This is a genomic window from Idiomarina seosinensis, assembly GCF_003987275.1.
Lineage (GTDB): Bacteria > Pseudomonadota > Gammaproteobacteria > Enterobacterales > Alteromonadaceae > Idiomarina > Idiomarina seosinensis.
Genome location: NZ_PIQF01000001.1, coordinates 498,124 through 514,367, shown reverse-complemented (window position 1 = coordinate 514,367; position 16,244 = coordinate 498,124). Strand labels below are relative to the sequence as shown.

Here is a 16,244-nt window from a genome sequence, read left to right as displayed (position 1 = left end):
ATTTACGATGCTCGCTCCAGACAAACCATTGTTTCAATGTGATGTGTTTGTGGAAACATGTCAACTGTGCAGAGCTTTGTCAGCCGATATCCGCAGGCTTTTATACGGACAATGTCGCGCGCCAACGTATCGGGTGCGCAAGACACATACAAAATTCGTGTTGGCCGCTGCTCGGACTTTAATTTTTGCAATAAATTAACCACTCCTTCGGCACCTGGGCGGGCAGGATCCAGACACCATAAAGCAGCAGGTTCGGCCAGTTCAGCCGCAGTAATTCCGGTTAGATCAGCCGTTAATGATGTGAGATTTTTTAGGCCATTGGTTTCGGCATTTGCTCGTATTTGCTCAACCATACGCTGTACACCTTCAACCGCTACAACCGACTGTGCCCGCTGCGCTAACGGTAGACTAAAGTTACCAATGCCGGCAAAAAAGTCATAAACCCGATGCGTCTTTTCAGGTTGCAGCCAATCCATCGCCTGCTGCACCATACGCGCATTAATATCGCCGTTAACCTGTAAAAAATCGCCGGGTTGAAAGTACAACGTGTCACCATCGATACTGGTATCAAACGGCATTTCTGCACCGGTTAGCGGCTGCAACTCGTTATCAGTTTGCAGCCAAACACCCACACCATGTTCAGTCTGCCAGTTTTGTAACGCTTGCATTGCGTCAATTGGCAAAGTGTCGGTTATCCGCAACAAAACAGCAGGGCTATTAGTGTTAATTGCCTCAATATGACCAAGCTTAGTTGCCACAGTCGGCGTGTTCAGCACGGGGTATAGCGCATTAACAACCTGCAATAGCTTTTCATCAGCCACTAAACAGTCTTGAATGGGCACAATTTGATGGCTTTGGGCTTCTCGAAAACCAATCAGTAGTTGTTGCTCTTTGCCTAACCACCGAGTAGCCAACCTCACCCGACGCCGGTAGCGTATTGATTCACTAATTAACGGCTCTTGCCACGGCAAGCTTTCTGTTTGCGGATCAAAAACACCGAACTTCTGGAATAGCTGCTCAACCACTTGCTGCTTGTGATCTCGCTGCTTTGTTTCCTCAATATGCTGAAAGTCACAACCACCGCATTGCTGATAATAGCGGCACGGCGCATCACGCCGGTCATCGCTAGGCTCTAGAATACGCTCGAGAGTGCCGCTGTTTTTCCCCACGGTTTTATATTGGATTAGCTCTCCGGGCAAAGCGCCGATAATAAACCGTGTTGGTTGATTTCTAGCTTCGCTACGCAGCACCCCGCGAGCCTGATGATCTAATGCCGAAACACGTGACTTAAGCGTTTTGCTGATAGGTTTTTTATGCTTTTTCGGTTTAAAAAACTGTGCCATTAGAGTGTTAGCTTCCGTCCGTTTCTAAGATCACGGTTGCTACCGCATAATTTTTTTCATCACTAATGGATAAATGACTCGCGGTAATCGCGCGCTCTTCTAATAATTTGGCCGCTGTCCCGGTAAATTGCCAGCTGGGCTTTCCCCATTGGTCGTGGGTAACTTCCATATTCTGAAACGATAAGCCTTCAGCGATACCCAGCCCAAAGGCTTTGGCACAGGCCTCCTTGGCCGCGAAACGCTTCGCTAAATAATGATCGGGGCTTGGATCACCCTGCATTTGCTCGAATTCTTGCTCGGTTAAAATGCGTTTGGCTAAACCTTGTCCGCGTCCCAGCGATGCCTGTATTCTGGCCACTTCAACGATGTCCGTACCGATTCCATAAATTGCCATTAGCGCGCCTTGTTTAAAATTTCTTTCATATCCCGTACCGCTGTCTCTAAGCCAACCAGTACTGCCCTGCCAATAATTGAGTGGCCAATATTGAGTTCTTCAATACATTCAATTTGAGCTACTGCTAATGTATTGTGATAGTGCAGCCCGTGTCCAGCATTCACCTGTATTCCTAAATTATCAGCATACTCCGCTGCATTTCTAATTTTTATTAGTTGCTGTTGCTGCTCCGCCAATGTTTCTGCCTCTGCATATTGGCCGGTGTGCAGCTCGATAATTGGTGCACCCGTTGCTTTGGCCGCATCAATTTGCTGTTTGTCGGCGTCAATAAACAGCGACACTGCAATACCTGCAGCTGTTAAACGCGTGACCGCCTCGGTGATTGACTGCTGCTGCCCCTTTACGTCTAATCCACCCTCAGTGGTTAACTCTGCCCGTTTTTCAGGAACCAGGCAGCAATAGGTAGGCTTAATGTCTTCCGCGATACTCAGCATTTCTTCGGTGACCGCCATTTCTAAATTCATTGGTACGTTCAATGTCTGTTTTAACAACTGAACATCACGGTCAGTAATATGGCGACGGTCCTCACGCAAGTGAATAGTAATTCCATCGGCGCCGGCCTGTTCAGCAATGGCGGCAGCAGCTACCGGATCCGGATAACGAACACCGCGAGCATTCCGCAAGGTGGCTATGTGGTCAATATTGACGCCTAGTCTTAAGTTTTTCATTAATTACTCCTATCGTCTAAATAGCTCGCGTGAGCGCAGCGGCTTACTGCCTAAATGCAGCGCTAAAGCTTCTCGCATAATCAGTTTACACGCTTTACGTTGGCTTTGAGTTAAGTCATCAGTGCCGAGATCAATTTGCGCTAATGAGGTAATCAACTCGCTCGGCCAGGCGGTTGCTTTGTCTCGATGAGGGGTGTGCAAAAAGCCGCGCTCAGGATCAAAATAACTAACCGAATGTCGCGTTAGAGGTTCGCCATTTTCAGCATCACACGACCAATCAAAAGCGGTACCTAATTGATTTAGTAATTGCCATTCAAACCAGCGTAATATGGTTTCCAAATTACGCTCACCGGAAAGCTGCTGCAATGCCTGACAGTAGACCTCGAACAATTCATCAACTTCGGCTTGCAGGGGCAATAAGCGTTGCAACAATTCGTTTAAGTAAAAGCCGCTGTATAAGCGGTTACCGATTAAAACGTGGGGATGTCCCGACAGCTCCGCCAATGTCAGTGTCTTTAGTTCGTGGCGACCGCTAAACTCGATGTTAATGGGGGTAAATGCTTGTAATACCGCTCGCCAGGGGTTTTTGTTGCGTTTTGCACCTTTTGCAACAACTCGTATGCGACCTGAGTTTTGCGTAAGCAGGTCGACCAGCAAGCTGGTCTCCTGATAATCACGCCGATGCAGAACAAACGCCGCCTGGGGCACTCGCTAGTCCTCGCGATAACCTAAACTTTTTAACGCGCGTTCGTCATCCGACCAACCTGACTTAACTTTCACCCACAGCTTTAACAATACTTTATTGTTTAACAATTTTTCCAAATCCTGGCGAGCTTCGGTGCCAATCGTTTTTAGCTTACTGCCACCTTCGCCGATCACCATCCGTTTTTGTGCCGGGCGTTCCACTAAAATCAGCGCGTGAATGTGGTGCGTTCCCTTCTCCGATTGACCGAACTGTTCAATTTCAACAGTGGTCTCATAGGGCAGTTCTTCACCTGTAAAACGCATTAATTTTTCTCGAATGATCTCGGCAGTCATAAAGCGTACCGACCGATCGGTGACATAATCAGACGGATAAAAATGAAAGCCCGGTTGCAAGTGCGCTTTAACAATTTTGCGTAAGGCGTCAATGTTATCGCCCTTAGTCGCGGAGATAGGCAAAATATCGGTAAATTCGCGCTGCTCATTAAGCCACTGCAAATGCGGCAGCAACTTGCTTTTGTCCTTTATTTGGTCAACTTTATTCACTAATAACACCACCGGCCGCTGGGTACGTGCTAATTTTTCCAGCACCATTTTGTCGTCTTCCAGCCATTTGGTGTTTTCAACCACAAACAAAATTAAATCAACATCGTTAATAGCCGCGGCCGCAGTCTGGTTCATTACCCGATTTATGGCTCGCTTTTCTTCCACGTGCATACCGGGGGTGTCTACGTACACCGCCTGACAATCGCCCTCAGTGTCAACTCCCAAAATTTTATGTCGAGTGGTCTGGGGCTTATTGGACGTGATACTCACTTTTTGACCGAGCAAATGATTCAGTAGTGTCGATTTACCGACGTTAGGCCGACCAACAATCGCAACAAAACCACACTGCTTGTTTTCGTCCACAAGACCTTCATCACCCAGTGACTTTTTTAACATTTCATCAAGGTTCATGATGACTCCTGTAATTTCTCGAGTGCAGCTGTCGCAGCAGCTTGTTCCGCTTTTCTGCGGCTGGTTCCGGTGCCTAAGAAGGGATCAGACAGCCCCTCTATATGACAGGTCACGGTAAATTGTTGATTGTGCGCCTGACCTTGAGTGGCGGCTACATCGTACTCAGGCAAAGGCTGCTGACGCGCCTGCAACCATTCCTGCAACCGTGTTTTTGGATCTTTTTGACTAACGCCGGGTTGAATATGCTCTAGCTGCTCCGCAAACCAGGAAAGCACCATTTGCTTAACAGTTTCCATATCACTATCAAGATAAACCGCACCAATAATAGCTTCCATAGCGTCAGCCAGGATTGATTCGCGACGATAACCGCCACTTTTTAATTCACCCTGCCCTAACCATAAATAGTCACCGACTTCTTTTTTCCGACCTAAGCGAGCCAGCGAGCGACCACATACAATGGCTGCGCGCATCCGGCTCAGGTCACCTTCGGCGACTTGAGGAAAACGTTGAAACAAGGCTTCGGCGATAACCACACCGAGTATCGAATCACCAAGAAACTCAAACCGCTCATTGTGCTGTGCGTGAGCACTGCGATGCGTCAAAGCCTGCTTTAATAATTCTCGCTGCCGAAACTCATAACCAATCACCTGTTCTAATTTCGCCAACGGTGGTTTGGGTAAACTCACTCAATACTCCCCAATCGTTCAAACCTAACACCTGTGGGCACCCAGGATGGCAATAAGCTGTCAGGCCCACGATCCATCTCAAAGCTCATCCAAACAAAAAATGCTCGGCCTACAAGGTAATCATCAGAGACAAATCCCCAGTAGCGACTGTCTTGAGAGTTGTCCCGGTTATCACCCATCGCAAAGTAATGTCCTTCGGGCACAATAAACTCACCAGCACTGGTGCCGGGCTGCTCATAAAATAACGGCACTCGCGGGCTGACTCGCGGATCCAGTAAAATTTTATGCTCTACACCGCCCAGCGTTTGCTGATATACATTTAACGAACTGCCGCCCGAGAAGTATGCTTTATCAGTATTGATTTCCTTTTGCGTCACCTGCAACGGTTTACATGATTCACCATTGGCACATTGCGGTTGAATGAACAAATGTTTGTTACGGTAAATAATCCGATCGCCCGGCACGCCAACAATACGTTTAATATAATCGACACTCGGCTCTAAAGGATATTTAAAAACGGCAATATCGCCACGCTCCGGTTCACCTGTTTCAATTAACTTTGACCGGAACAGCGGATCTTTTATCCCATAGGCAAATTTCTCAACCAATATGAAGTCGCCTTTTAATAAAGTCGGCATCATCGACCCTGACGGGATTTGGAACGGTTCGTATAGAAATGAACGAAGCACTAAAACGACCGCCAATACCGGAAACACAGACTGCCCAAATTCAGTAATTGAATTTTGCTGTTGACCCTGTTCGCGCCTGGGCTTTAATACTAAAACGTCGAACAACCAGAGTAATCCGGCCACTAACGTGACCACAGTTAACAAGATTGAAAAATAGTTGGCCATTGCCAAGTCCCGTTGTTAATTTTACTAATTCGTTTTTGATTAATGAACAATGGCTTATTTGCCAACCTTCAAAACCGCTAGGAAGGCTTCTTGAGGCACCTCTACGTTACCCAAGTTTTTCATCCGTTTTTTGCCTTCTTTCTGCTTCTGCAACAGCTTTTTCTTACGACTTACGTCACCACCATAGCACTTCGCTGTTACATTTTTTCTCAGTTGCTTTACGGTAGAACGTGCGATCACATGAGTGCCAATAGTCGCCTGAATCGCAATATCAAACATCTGTCTGGGAATAAGCTCTCTCATTTTATCAACCAGCATCCGGCCGCGACCTTCTGCGTGATCCCGGTGGGTAATCATAGCCAACGCATCAACCCGATCGCCGTTGATCAAAATATCCACCCTGACCATATCCGCCGCCTGAAACTTCTTAAACTGATAGTCCAATGAAGCGTAACCACGGCTGGTTGATTTAAGACGATCGAAAAAGTCCATGACCACTTCAGCCATCGGCATTTCATAAGTGACTGACACTTGTTTGCCATGGTAGTTCATTGCCGTTTGTACACCCCGCTTGTCAACACACAGGGTGATAACATTACCAAGAAACTCTTGCGGCACTAAAATATTAGCTTCAACCACCGGTTCGTAAATTGTCTCAATTTCATTGACGGGTGGTAAATTTACCGGGTTGTCTACTTTTACCATGTCACCTTTAACGGTTTCGACTTCGTAAACAACCGTTGGCGCTGTAGTAATTAAATCAATATCGTATTCGCGTTCCAGTCGCTCCTGGATAATTTCCATGTGCAACATGCCGAGGAAACCACAGCGGAAACCAAAACCTAACGCAGCAGAATTTTCTGGCTCATAAAATAACGATGCATCGTTAAGTGACAATTTGCCCAACGCATCGCGAAACGACTCATAGTCGTCTGAGCTGATCGGAAACATACCGGCATATACTTGCGGTTTTACCTTTTTGAACCCAGGTACAGGCACTTTTGCGGGATCTTTGGCATTGGTCAAGGTATCCCCAACCGGCGCCCCTAGTATGTCCTTAATGCCAGAAATGACATAACCTACCTCACCCGTATGCAGAATTCCTGTTTCATGGGGTTTCGGGTTAAAATAGCCTACTTTATCAATGCCATGAGTCTGGCCAGTTGACATAACCGTCATCTTTTCACCGGCTCGCAAGGTACCATTTTTTATTCGTACCAGTGACACAACACCTTGATAATTATCAAACCATGAGTCGATAATCAGCGCTTGCAGCGGTTCTTCGGGCTCACCTTGCGGCGGCGGGATTTGACGTACAATGCGCTCTAGTACTTCCTCAATGCCAATACCTGTTTTGGCCGAGCACTGAACAGCGTCTACCGCCTCGATGCCTACAATATCTTCAATTTCCTGAGCAACGCCCATCGCGTCTGCTTGTGGTAAATCAATTTTATTCAGCACCGGCACGACTTCTAAGTCCATATCAATCGCGGTGTAACAGTTCGCCAGAGTTTGTGCTTCTACCCCCTGGGCCGCATCAACCACCAACAAAGCACCCTCACAACCGGCTAACGAACGAGAGACTTCATAAGAAAAGTCGACGTGACCAGGCGTGTCGATAAAGTTTAATTGATAGGTTTCGCCGTCCTTCGCCGTGTAATACAGGGTGACGCTTTGCGCTTTAATCGTGATCCCACGCTCACGTTCCAGATCCATCGAGTCGAGCACCTGTTCGGCCATTTCCCGGTCCGTTAAGCCACCACAATGTTGGATTAACCGATCCGATAAAGTCGACTTACCATGATCTATGTGAGCAATGATCGAGAAGTTACGGATATTCTTTTGATTAAACGCCTTATTCGGCATTGATGACACCTCTGAATACTAAACCCTGACTTGTTCTAGCATCCGCTGCACAAGCCTTCCAAAATAGTGTTGATCATACCGATGTTGCGCTAAAGAACAAATCCTTTTGTCGTTTTTCACTCAACCCTGTGGGTTGGATAATTGGATAAGCTGATTAACTTTTACGTCTCGACGACGAAACCAATGCTTTAATCCAATAAAGGTGAGACCAAAACCACAGAACGCGAATACGATAACGAGTCCTTCAGGGATTGTTTGTAGCGACGAAAGCGCCATGGCGCTAAACAATAAGACAAGGATGGGTAGACCGTATAACAACAAGGCAAAACGAATTACCTCAGATTCGGGCATACTAATTTCAACGTGTTCGCCAACAGCAACTTTAGTATCACTGATGACCCGGAACTGTGTGTTACGATCAGCAAACACTTTGCTTAAGATTCCGGCACCGCAGGTTGTGTTGTGACTACAGCCTGAGCAGGCTGTCTTCAACTCGGTTGTTAATGTAATTCTGTTACCTTCAACGGCAACAACTTCTGCTAATTCTTTCATCCCACTATTGTACGCTAGATGCGATCTGTTTGGCGACCTCTATCGGTATTTGACCAACCACCGTTACCATTATCTGAGCGTTGTGCTGGCTATACAATGTTTGCGGACCAGTAAAACTAATGTTTGCCTGATGCTGTTGTTCTGAATCGTCTGTTAAATAGACCGAGTATTCGGCTAAGCCGTCAGAATAAAGATAGTGGTCAACCGGTGTTCCGTCGATGACTAATCGATGATGTTGCTTCTTTAATAACTTAAAGCCCGCTGGTGACCAGTTGGGAGCTACGTCGAGCCGTGGAGGTTGATGAGGTTGCAATTTATCCAGCATGGGTGGACGCTCGATCTTTCCGAGCTCATTAACCATTTCGTTAGCAACTGGACGAACCGATAAATTGGTCAGTTGCAGCTGCTCCATTACTTCCCCTTCACGGTTGACCATTAACACCTTAAGCGGCATACCATTATCACGGTCAACCCAAATAGAAAAACCGTAACGTTGGTTGTCTCGACTGACTAAACGGATATGCTGAGCTTTGCGATCTAATATTCTGGCACCGCCCACGGCTACTGCCCGATAGTATTTTGATACGTTCACGAAAGGTTGGTTAAACGCACTGGGGATAAGCGTTGATACCGCATTTGAATTTAGCGAGTAACTGGTTGCTGCGGGATGAAAATGTGACACCACATCATCAATTCGTAAGGCGCGGAAACCCGGCCCATTCATTTGTGATAACCACTCAAACTGACGACCATTTTCGTCAACACCATGAACCCATTGATAAGGTTCGATGCGATCTCCTTGAACATGCACAAAAGAGGCTTCGAAGTTTAGCTCGTTTAGCGCGTCAGCCATTAAATTAAACCAACGCTCACCCTCCTCGGTCTCAGACAACTGAGTTTGCGCTGAAGCAGCAGCACTGACAAACAACAATAAAACTGCTAACCAACTCGTCAACCGCTGCATTACATCCTACTCCGTTATTATTGCGAGCCGTCTTTTTGCTGTGATTCAGGACTCTCGTTCTTATCGCTACGGGTTTGATTGGCTTTACCCTCAACAATCATTAGCTGCTGTTGATGGTCAATTAAATATGACTGAGCCTGACGCCTTAGCTGCGACTCTCTTGCTTGCTGCTGCTGTTGATCAGCGGAAGTAGTGTTAGCCGATGGACTGTAGCTGACCGGCTGACGTCCTCCTATTGGCGCAGTCATGAAAGCAGGTTCTTCTGCGGATGGCACCGAAGCAGGCTGTTGGTACGTTTGTACCGTAAGTACCGCAACAACCGCCACACCGGCTGCCACCGCCGCTTTGCCGGCAGGCTGGAGCCACCGCGCAGCCGCTTTACGCGCAGCTGCAGAGCGACTGCTAAAGGACGTGCGTACCACTTTTGCTGAGCTCTCATCATCAATCGACGCGCTAACCCTGGCGCTGATATCGATGTGAGCAACCTCTGCCAGATCACCTTTCAGACTACTGCTAATAATACTATAACGGTGCCAACGCTCAGTATTCTCAGTGTTGTCCAACCAATCGTCTAGCGACGCGCAATCCGCCACTTCGCCATCAAAAAGTGCTGATGTTGCCTCTACTTCTGGCGAATTTTTTTCGTCTTTAGACATATTGTCCTGAGACATAATTAACCCTCTATAAATTACCGTTCTAGCAACGGCCGTAACTGGTTATCGATAGCTTCCCGAGCGCGAAAGATACGTGATCTTACGGTGCCTATCGGGCAGTCCATCTCTATTGCAATCTCTTCATAACCAAGCCCTTCTATTTCTCTTAAGGTAATGGCTCGGCGTAAATCCTCTGGCAATTCGTCAATCGCTTTCAACACCACCGTCTGAATTTCGTCGGTTAATAACTGTCTTTCTGGTGTTGTGCTATCTTTCAGAGCCCCCGCACCTTCTAAGTACTCGGCGTCTTGTACATCAACGTCTGACGACGGCGGTTTTCGTCCCTGCGAGACTAAATAGTTTTTCGCCGTATTCACAGCGATTCGATACAACCAAGTGTAAAACGCACTATCACCACGAAACTTAGGAAGCGCTCTGTATGCTTTGATAAAGGCTTCCTGAGCTACATCAGCGACATCGCCCGGCTGTTTGACATAACGAGAAATTAAGCTCATTACCTTGTGCTGATATTTTTTTACCAGCAAATCAAACGCTCGGTTATCTCCTTGTTGTACTTTTTCAACTAATTGTTGATCTGATAACTGTTCGCTCATCCGAGCCGGTTCTCCCTAGCTTAAGGAACTGCTTGAACTGACGGCCCGTCGCTTTTGTTACAAACTGTGACAGACCTCAACGTAAAAAGTTCGCAAAAATTTTAGTGAATGCGTAAAATCAGGCAAAATTCTTTATGAGTACTTTATGGAACCTGCAGCAAATTATCAATCAGATGTCCTGGTTATTGGTTCCGGGGCAGCCGGTTTGACCACTGCTTTACAACTGGCAGACCATGTTAGCGTTATCGTCGTCAGTAAAGGCCCGTTAACCGAAGGCTCTACCTACTATGCTCAAGGCGGTATTGCCGCCGTATTCGACGAAAATGATAGCGTCGAAAGTCACATTGAAGACACCTTAAATGCCGGCGCAGGCTTATGTGACCGCGATGCCGTTAAATTTACTACGAGCAATGCTCGCGATGCTCTCCAGTGGCTCATCGAAGCCGGTGTCGGCTTTGATCAAGTCGGTTCTGACAAAAGTAAGCCTGAGTACCATTTGAACCGAGAAGGTGGTCATAGCCACAGACGCATTCTACATGCTGCCGATGCCACCGGTCGTGCTGTTCAGACCACACTACAGGAAAAAGTTCTACAGCACCCGAATATTACTGTACTGGAACGTTTTAATGCGGTCGATTTAATCACTGGACAACGCATCAACAAAGCTAACGGCTGTTACGGAGCTTATCTATGGAACCGTAAGCAAGAGCAAGTTGAAACGGCCTCAGCTCGCTATGTCGTGCTAGCTACAGGCGGTGCCAGCAAAGTTTATCAGTATACCAGTAATCCCGACATTGCCAGTGGCGATGGCATCGCTATGGCCTGGCGCGCAGGTTGCAGTGTCACTAATATGGAATTTAACCAGTTTCATCCAACTTGCTTGTTTCACCCTAACGCGCATAGCTTCCTGCTGACAGAAGCCTTGCGTGGTGAAGGAGCTCTGCTGCGTCGTCCCGACGGCAGTCGCTTTATGGATGGCTTTCATGAATTGGCCGAATTAGCGCCGCGTGATGTCGTTGCCCGCGCCATCGATTATGAAATGAAACGGTTAGGGGCTGACTGCATGTATTTAGACATCTCGCATCAGTCTGTAGAGTTTATCCAACAGCACTTCCCGACCATTTACAAAAAGTGCCTCGAATTAGGCATCGACATTAGTAAAGATCCTATGCCGGTTGTTCCAGCAGCTCACTATACCTGTGGTGGTGTCACCACAAATTTAAATGCCGAAACCGATTTACCGGGGCTTTATGCGGTCGGTGAAGTAGCTTATACCGGGTTGCACGGCGCAAACCGCATGGCCAGTAATTCGTTACTTGAATGTCTGGTGTTTGCCCGTGCCGCATCGCAACATATCCTATCGAAAGGCCCTGGTGCCGCGCCATTAAGCAATATACCAGCTTGGGATGAAAGTAAGGTTAGCAATTCAGATGAAGAAGTCGTGATTCAACACAACTGGCACGAACTTAGGTTATTTATGTGGGATTACGTTGGTATTGTAAGAACCAGTAAACGACTGGAGCGGGCGCTACATAGAATTCAGTTGTTGCAGCAAGAAATCAGTGACTATTATTCCAACTTTAGAGTGAGCAATAACCTACTGGAGTTACGTAACCTGGTGCAAGTTGCAGAGCTGATTGTGCGCAGTGCTATGAGCCGTAAGGAAAGTCGCGGATTGCACTATATACTGGATTATCCAGAGTTACTGCCACAAGCCAAACCGACTCGTTTAATACCGGACGCCACAACTCGCTAACAATCGTATCAGTGCCAGCTCCTGAGCTGGCAACTGAAACCACCAGAGCCATAACCAATGTCGCTGTCGCAAAGGTTCCGCGGCCAGCGGCACAATTACCGCCCAGCGCCAAAGCACCAGGGCCTTGCCGCACAACTGCAGTTGTTGTTCGTTTAACAGCCACTGCTCACCATCATCACTGATTGACAATAGCTTGTGCGGGTGTGCTGGCCGAAATCTATGCATCAACCCAAATTAAACTTTTACTCGCGACAGCATGAACTCGATCATACTTTTTAACTCTGGCTCGGGACACTCTTTATGCCCCATAAACCAGGCAAATAAATCAGGATCATCACACGTAACAAGACGTCTAAATACTGCTTTTTGTTGTTCACTAAGTTCGTCGTAAGCTTGTTCTACAAAAGGTTCAAACAGAACGTCTAGCTCCAGCATGCCGCGGCGACAAGCCCACTTTAACCGGCGTTTATCTTTTAGCGCTTCTTCGGATTGTTTTAATGGCAGCATGAATTCTCCAGCATCAACCTTGAAAAATAAATCAGTGCCCTAATATTAGCATGAAGTGAATCAATAAGGAGCTATTGTGATTGCACTCAATCAACCATTTGTAGAGCAGCCACCAGAGTGCGTTTCGGCAAAACTCGATGACTATGGTATCATCCAAGTCAGTGGCGACGATGCAAACAGCTTTTTGCAAGGTCAGTTGACCTGCGACCTGCAGCTATTAGAGCAGCAGTCGTTTGTCTACGGAGCGCACTGCGACCCGACCGGCAAAGCATTTAGTGTGTTTTGGTTGGTGCCATGGCAAGCATCTTTCTTGTTGATCATGCACCGCAGTGCGGTGGCTGGTTCTTTAGCACAGTTTAAAAAGTACGGTGTCTTTAACCAGGTTACGCTAGAAGATGTTAGCGATAATTGGACTCTTGCCGGTGTGTTTGGCACACAGGCAGATCAAGTTATCACTGATCAAAACGATGATACGATTATCATTAAGGTAGGTTCAGAACCGTTGCAATATTTGCTTCTGAGTCCTACACCAATTTCTACGGATTATTCGCAACTCTACTGGGATGCGTTGGAAATTGAACGAGTTCGTCCGCAATTAACGGCTGAAAATAGCCAACAATTTGTGCCGCAAATGTTGAATATTCAGGCGCTGGACGGAGTCAGTTTTGACAAAGGATGTTATATCGGCCAAGAGACTATTGCCCGAATGAAATATTTGGGTAAGCAAAAGCGAGCTTTGTTCCGGCTTAGTGGACAGGCACAAGCAGTAAAGCCTGGCACTGAACTTGAACGACAAGTTGGCGAAAATTGGCGTCGAGCAGGAACGGTCATTATGGCAGTGAACCGTTCCGAACAACTGCAGGACCTATTGGCGGTGCTCCCTAGCGATATAGAGCAGGAGACTTCAATACGAGTTCGAGGTGACGACGCAAGTCTCTTGGAAATACACTCACTGCCGTATCAATTAGGTTAACCAAATATGAGCGAAGCAATTGCCCAAGACAAAGTTGTGGGTATTCACTACACCGTAAAAACGGCGGAAGGCCAGACTTTAGATCAGTCAAAGGAAGGCAATCCTCTAACTTTCATTCACGGCCGTGGCATGCTAATTCCAGGTTTGGAAAATGCTCTGGAAGGTAAAACTCAAGGTGATAAGTTCACTGCAGAAGTTAAACCAGAAGAAGCGTATGGCGAACGTCACGACGGTTTGATTCAAACTGTTCCACGCAACCTATTCGGCGATAACGAAGTGCAACCTGGTATGCAGTTCCGTGCCAGCACTGATCAAGGCGACCAGTCTGTTGTTATCGTAGAAGTGAACGACGATGAAGTTACTGTTGATGGTAACCATCCATTAGCGGGTACTGACCTGAACTTTGACGTAGAAGTTGTTGAAGTTCGTGACGCGACAGAGCAAGAGCTTGAGCACGGTCATGTTCACACTGACGGCGAAGATCATTAATTAATTGATTTAAAACCGTTAAAAGCCCGTTTATTACTCGTTAATAACGGGCTTTTTTATGCCCTCGATTAAGAAGCCCAGCAACCTTCCTGGTCAAGCAACGCCTTTTTCCTCTCTATACCTGCAGCAAAACCTTTTATCTCGCCCTTTATCCCGATTACCCGGTGGCAGGGAATAACAATAATCAAAGGGTTTCTGGCAATCGCATTGGCCACAGCTCTGACACTATTGGGTCGCTCAATGGCATTGGCAATAGTCTTATAAGAAACCGTTTTACCAGGTTCAATTTGTTGCAGTTGAGCCAACACTTGTTGTTGAAATTCAGTAGCCTGAACGCGCAACGGGATACTAAAGCGCTGCCGCATACCGGAAAAATACTGTTCTAACTGTTGCTGAGTTTGTTGCAATACGGGATGACGATTATCAGGTTTAGAAATCGATAAATCCGGTAGGTTTTTTTGATCTCGATAGTACAGCCCGGTCAAATAGCAACCATCTGCAATGGCAACCATATGTCCCAACTGGGTATCGAATTCGATATGATGCATAGCGGCCTTTATCCTGCTGAGTGAATGTTCAACTATACAGAACTGTGAACTATTATCAGCATTTTTACCAATTTTCTTGAGGATTTTTTAAAAACCGCTGAAAAATCAAAGGCCACCCGAAGGTGGCCTTTTTATACTAGTTATTTGGATTTGTTTTAGGCCGCATGTGCGGGAACAATAACACGTCCCTAATTGACGGAGAGTCGGTCAGTAGCATCACTAATCGGTCAATACCAATGCCTTCACCGGCAGTTGGCGGCATACCGTGCTCCAGCGCGGTCACATAGTCTTCATCGTAAAACATCGCTTCATCGTCACCGGCTTCTTTTGCTTCTACCTGATCACGGAATCGCTGCGCCTGATCTTCAGCATCGTTAAGCTCCGAAAACCCGTTTGCAAGCTCCCGACCACCAGCAAAAAATTCAAACCGATCGGTAACAAATGGGTCGTCGTCGTTGCGGCGTGCCAACGGCGAAACTTCAGCTGGATAGGCCGTAATAAAAGTCGGTTGAATTAAGCGATGTTCAGCCACCGTCTCAAAGATTTCAATCTGAATTTTCCCAAGTCCCCAGGCCGGTTGCACTTGAACACCAACCTGCTCGGCAATTTCCAACGCTTTTTCACGGCTTTGTAACTGCTCAATAGTGACATCCGGCATATATTTTACAATCGCTTCAAGTACCGTCATTCGCTCAAACGGCTTGCCAAAGTCAAATTCAACGCCCTGGCTGGTGAATACTGAGGTTCCCAGAACTGATTCAGCAGCACCACGAAGCATTTCTTCGGTAAGATCCATCAAGTCATTGTAGTCAGCATATCCCCAGTAGAACTCCAACATTGTAAATTCTGGGTTATGCCGGGTCGACAGGCCTTCGTTACGGAAGTTACGGTTAATCTCGAAAACTTTTTCGAAACCACCGACCACTAGCCGCTTAAGGTACAACTCTGGTGCGATACGTAAGAATAGTTCCATATCCAAGGCATTATGGTGCGTTGAAAATGGCCGGGCCGCAGCTCCGCCAGGAATGGTTTGCATCATCGGCGTTTCGACTTCCAGGAACTGGCGTTCACTTAAGAAACGACGGATATAGTCAATAACTTTAGAGCGCACAAAAAAGGTACTGCGCGATTCTTCATTCGTGATCAAATCCAGGTACCGCTGACGATAACGGGTTTCCTGATCCGATAGACCATGAAATTTATCAGGTAACGGGCGCAAGGCTTTGGTTAACAGACGTATATCATCGACCTGAACACTTAATTCACCGGTGTTTGTCTTAAATAAAACACCGCTGGCACCAATAATATCGCCTAAATCCCACTTTTTGAACTCACTGTTATAGAGCCCTTCAGGCAAATTATCGCGAGCAACATAAAGCTGAATACGGCTACTCATATCCTGGATTGTAGCAAAGCTGGCTTTACCCATAATCCGGCGGGTCATCATACGTCCGGCAACTTTTACCCGAACACCCTGAGCCTCTAACTCTTCTTTACTGGCCTCGCCGTATTCTTGCAGTAAGTCGCTCGCTAATGAGTCGCGACGAAAATCATTGGGAAACGCAATTCCCTTGTCGCGAAGCGCTGACAGTTTTGCCTTGCGCTGGGCAATTTGCTCATTGACGTCGACATCGGGTGATTGCGATTTATCGGTCATA

General features: G+C 46.9%; 19 protein-coding genes. 3 read left to right on the top strand and 16 right to left on the bottom strand.

All coding sequences use genetic code 11. From position 1 onward, the window contains the following. Positions 1-2: 2 nt before the first annotated feature. The 12 genes from rlmD to rpoE all read right to left on the bottom strand — a co-directional run bounded on the left by rlmD (position 3) and on the right by rpoE (position 10,313). Positions 3-1,343: a 23S rRNA (uracil(1939)-C(5))-methyltransferase RlmD gene (gene rlmD / locus CWI81_RS02460; RefSeq protein WP_126783644.1), complete on the bottom strand. Its 1,341-nt coding sequence runs from the start codon at positions 1,341-1,343 to the stop codon at positions 3-5. A gap of 7 nt (positions 1,344-1,350) precedes the next feature. Next, a complete protein-coding gene (acpS, locus tag CWI81_RS02455) occupies positions 1,351-1,737 on the bottom strand; it encodes a holo-ACP synthase (RefSeq protein WP_126783643.1) in 387 nt (128 codons plus the stop codon). Beyond that, positions 1,737-2,465, bottom strand: coding sequence for a pyridoxine 5'-phosphate synthase (gene pdxJ / locus CWI81_RS02450; RefSeq protein ID WP_126783642.1), 729 nt, complete (start codon positions 2,463-2,465; stop codon positions 1,737-1,739). Before pdxJ ends, acpS begins: the two co-directional genes overlap by 1 nt. Positions 2,466-2,474: 9 nt before the next feature. Then, positions 2,475-3,173 carry a DNA repair protein RecO gene (recO, locus tag CWI81_RS02445; RefSeq protein ID WP_126783641.1) on the bottom strand — a complete coding sequence of 233 codons (699 nt, stop codon included), beginning with the start codon at positions 3,171-3,173 and terminating at the stop codon, positions 2,475-2,477. A gap of 3 nt (positions 3,174-3,176) precedes the next feature. Beyond that, the gene (gene era, locus CWI81_RS02440) at positions 3,177-4,124 is read right to left on the bottom strand and encodes a GTPase Era (protein WP_126783640.1); all 948 of its coding nucleotides are present in this window, start codon (positions 4,122-4,124) and stop codon (positions 3,177-3,179) included. After that, complete coding sequence (gene rnc, locus CWI81_RS02435) at positions 4,121-4,810, bottom strand: ribonuclease III (protein ID WP_126783639.1); 690 nt, start codon at positions 4,808-4,810, stop codon at positions 4,121-4,123. The genes era and rnc overlap by 4 nt, the downstream gene beginning before the upstream one ends. After that, positions 4,807-5,664, bottom strand: a complete 858-nt coding sequence (gene lepB / locus CWI81_RS02430) for a signal peptidase I (RefSeq protein ID WP_126783638.1) — start codon at positions 5,662-5,664, stop codon at positions 4,807-4,809. The genes rnc and lepB overlap by 4 nt, the downstream gene beginning before the upstream one ends. A gap of 54 nt (positions 5,665-5,718) precedes the next feature. Continuing rightward, positions 5,719-7,530 (bottom strand): translation elongation factor 4, encoded by a 1,812-nt coding sequence (gene lepA / locus CWI81_RS02425; RefSeq protein ID WP_126783637.1) that lies wholly within the window; start codon positions 7,528-7,530, stop codon positions 5,719-5,721. Positions 7,531-7,650: 120 nt separating this feature from the next. After that, on the bottom strand, positions 7,651-8,082 hold the full coding sequence (locus tag CWI81_RS02420; RefSeq protein ID WP_126783636.1) for a SoxR reducing system RseC family protein: 432 nt from the start codon (positions 8,080-8,082) through the stop codon (positions 7,651-7,653). 4 nt (positions 8,083-8,086) lie between these two features. Continuing rightward, positions 8,087-9,046, bottom strand: coding sequence for a MucB/RseB C-terminal domain-containing protein (locus CWI81_RS02415; RefSeq protein WP_126783635.1), 960 nt, complete (start codon positions 9,044-9,046; stop codon positions 8,087-8,089). Positions 9,047-9,063: 17 nt separating this feature from the next. Continuing rightward, the gene (locus CWI81_RS02410) at positions 9,064-9,717 is read right to left on the bottom strand and encodes a sigma-E factor negative regulatory protein (RefSeq protein WP_241970320.1); all 654 of its coding nucleotides are present in this window, start codon (positions 9,715-9,717) and stop codon (positions 9,064-9,066) included. A 17-nt stretch (positions 9,718-9,734) separates the two neighbouring features. Beyond that, positions 9,735-10,313: an RNA polymerase sigma factor RpoE gene (gene rpoE, locus CWI81_RS02405; protein ID WP_126783633.1), complete on the bottom strand. Its 579-nt coding sequence runs from the start codon at positions 10,311-10,313 to the stop codon at positions 9,735-9,737. Positions 10,314-10,458: 145 nt separating this feature from the next. Here rpoE and nadB point away from each other — a divergent pair, with 145 nt between their 5' ends. Then, positions 10,459-12,069 carry an L-aspartate oxidase gene (gene nadB / locus CWI81_RS02400; protein WP_126783632.1) on the top strand — a complete coding sequence of 537 codons (1,611 nt, stop codon included), beginning with the start codon at positions 10,459-10,461 and terminating at the stop codon, positions 12,067-12,069. On the opposite strand, the gene CWI81_RS02395 is transcribed toward nadB, so the two are convergent. Both CWI81_RS02395 and CWI81_RS02390 read right to left on the bottom strand, forming a co-directional pair. Beyond that, positions 12,043-12,294: a hypothetical protein gene (locus tag CWI81_RS02395; protein ID WP_126783631.1), complete on the bottom strand. Its 252-nt coding sequence runs from the start codon at positions 12,292-12,294 to the stop codon at positions 12,043-12,045. The two genes, nadB and CWI81_RS02395, sit on opposite strands and share 27 nt — an antisense overlap. 9 nt (positions 12,295-12,303) lie before the next feature. Further along, the gene (locus CWI81_RS02390) at positions 12,304-12,576 is read right to left on the bottom strand and encodes an FAD assembly factor SdhE (protein ID WP_126783630.1); all 273 of its coding nucleotides are present in this window, start codon (positions 12,574-12,576) and stop codon (positions 12,304-12,306) included. Positions 12,577-12,652: 76 nt separating this feature from the next. On the opposite strand from CWI81_RS02390, the gene ygfZ reads away from it, so the two are divergent. Together ygfZ and CWI81_RS02380 are read left to right on the top strand one after the other, a co-directional pair. Further along, entirely contained in the window at positions 12,653-13,549 is an 897-nt protein-coding gene (gene ygfZ / locus CWI81_RS02385) for a CAF17-like 4Fe-4S cluster assembly/insertion protein YgfZ (protein ID WP_126783629.1), read from the top strand. Between the two features lie 6 nt (positions 13,550-13,555). Beyond that, positions 13,556-14,038: an FKBP-type peptidyl-prolyl cis-trans isomerase gene (locus CWI81_RS02380; protein WP_126783628.1), complete on the top strand. Its 483-nt coding sequence runs from the start codon at positions 13,556-13,558 to the stop codon at positions 14,036-14,038. A gap of 68 nt (positions 14,039-14,106) precedes the next feature. Here CWI81_RS02380 and CWI81_RS02375 read toward each other — a convergent pair whose 3' ends face one another. Both CWI81_RS02375 and lysS read right to left on the bottom strand, forming a co-directional pair. Then, positions 14,107-14,586, bottom strand: coding sequence for a methylated-DNA--[protein]-cysteine S-methyltransferase (locus CWI81_RS02375; RefSeq protein WP_126783627.1), 480 nt, complete (start codon positions 14,584-14,586; stop codon positions 14,107-14,109). Positions 14,587-14,722: 136 nt separating this feature from the next. After that, positions 14,723-16,243 (bottom strand): lysine--tRNA ligase, encoded by a 1,521-nt coding sequence (gene lysS, locus CWI81_RS02370; protein ID WP_126783626.1) that lies wholly within the window; start codon positions 16,241-16,243, stop codon positions 14,723-14,725. Position 16,244: the final 1 nt, after the last annotated feature.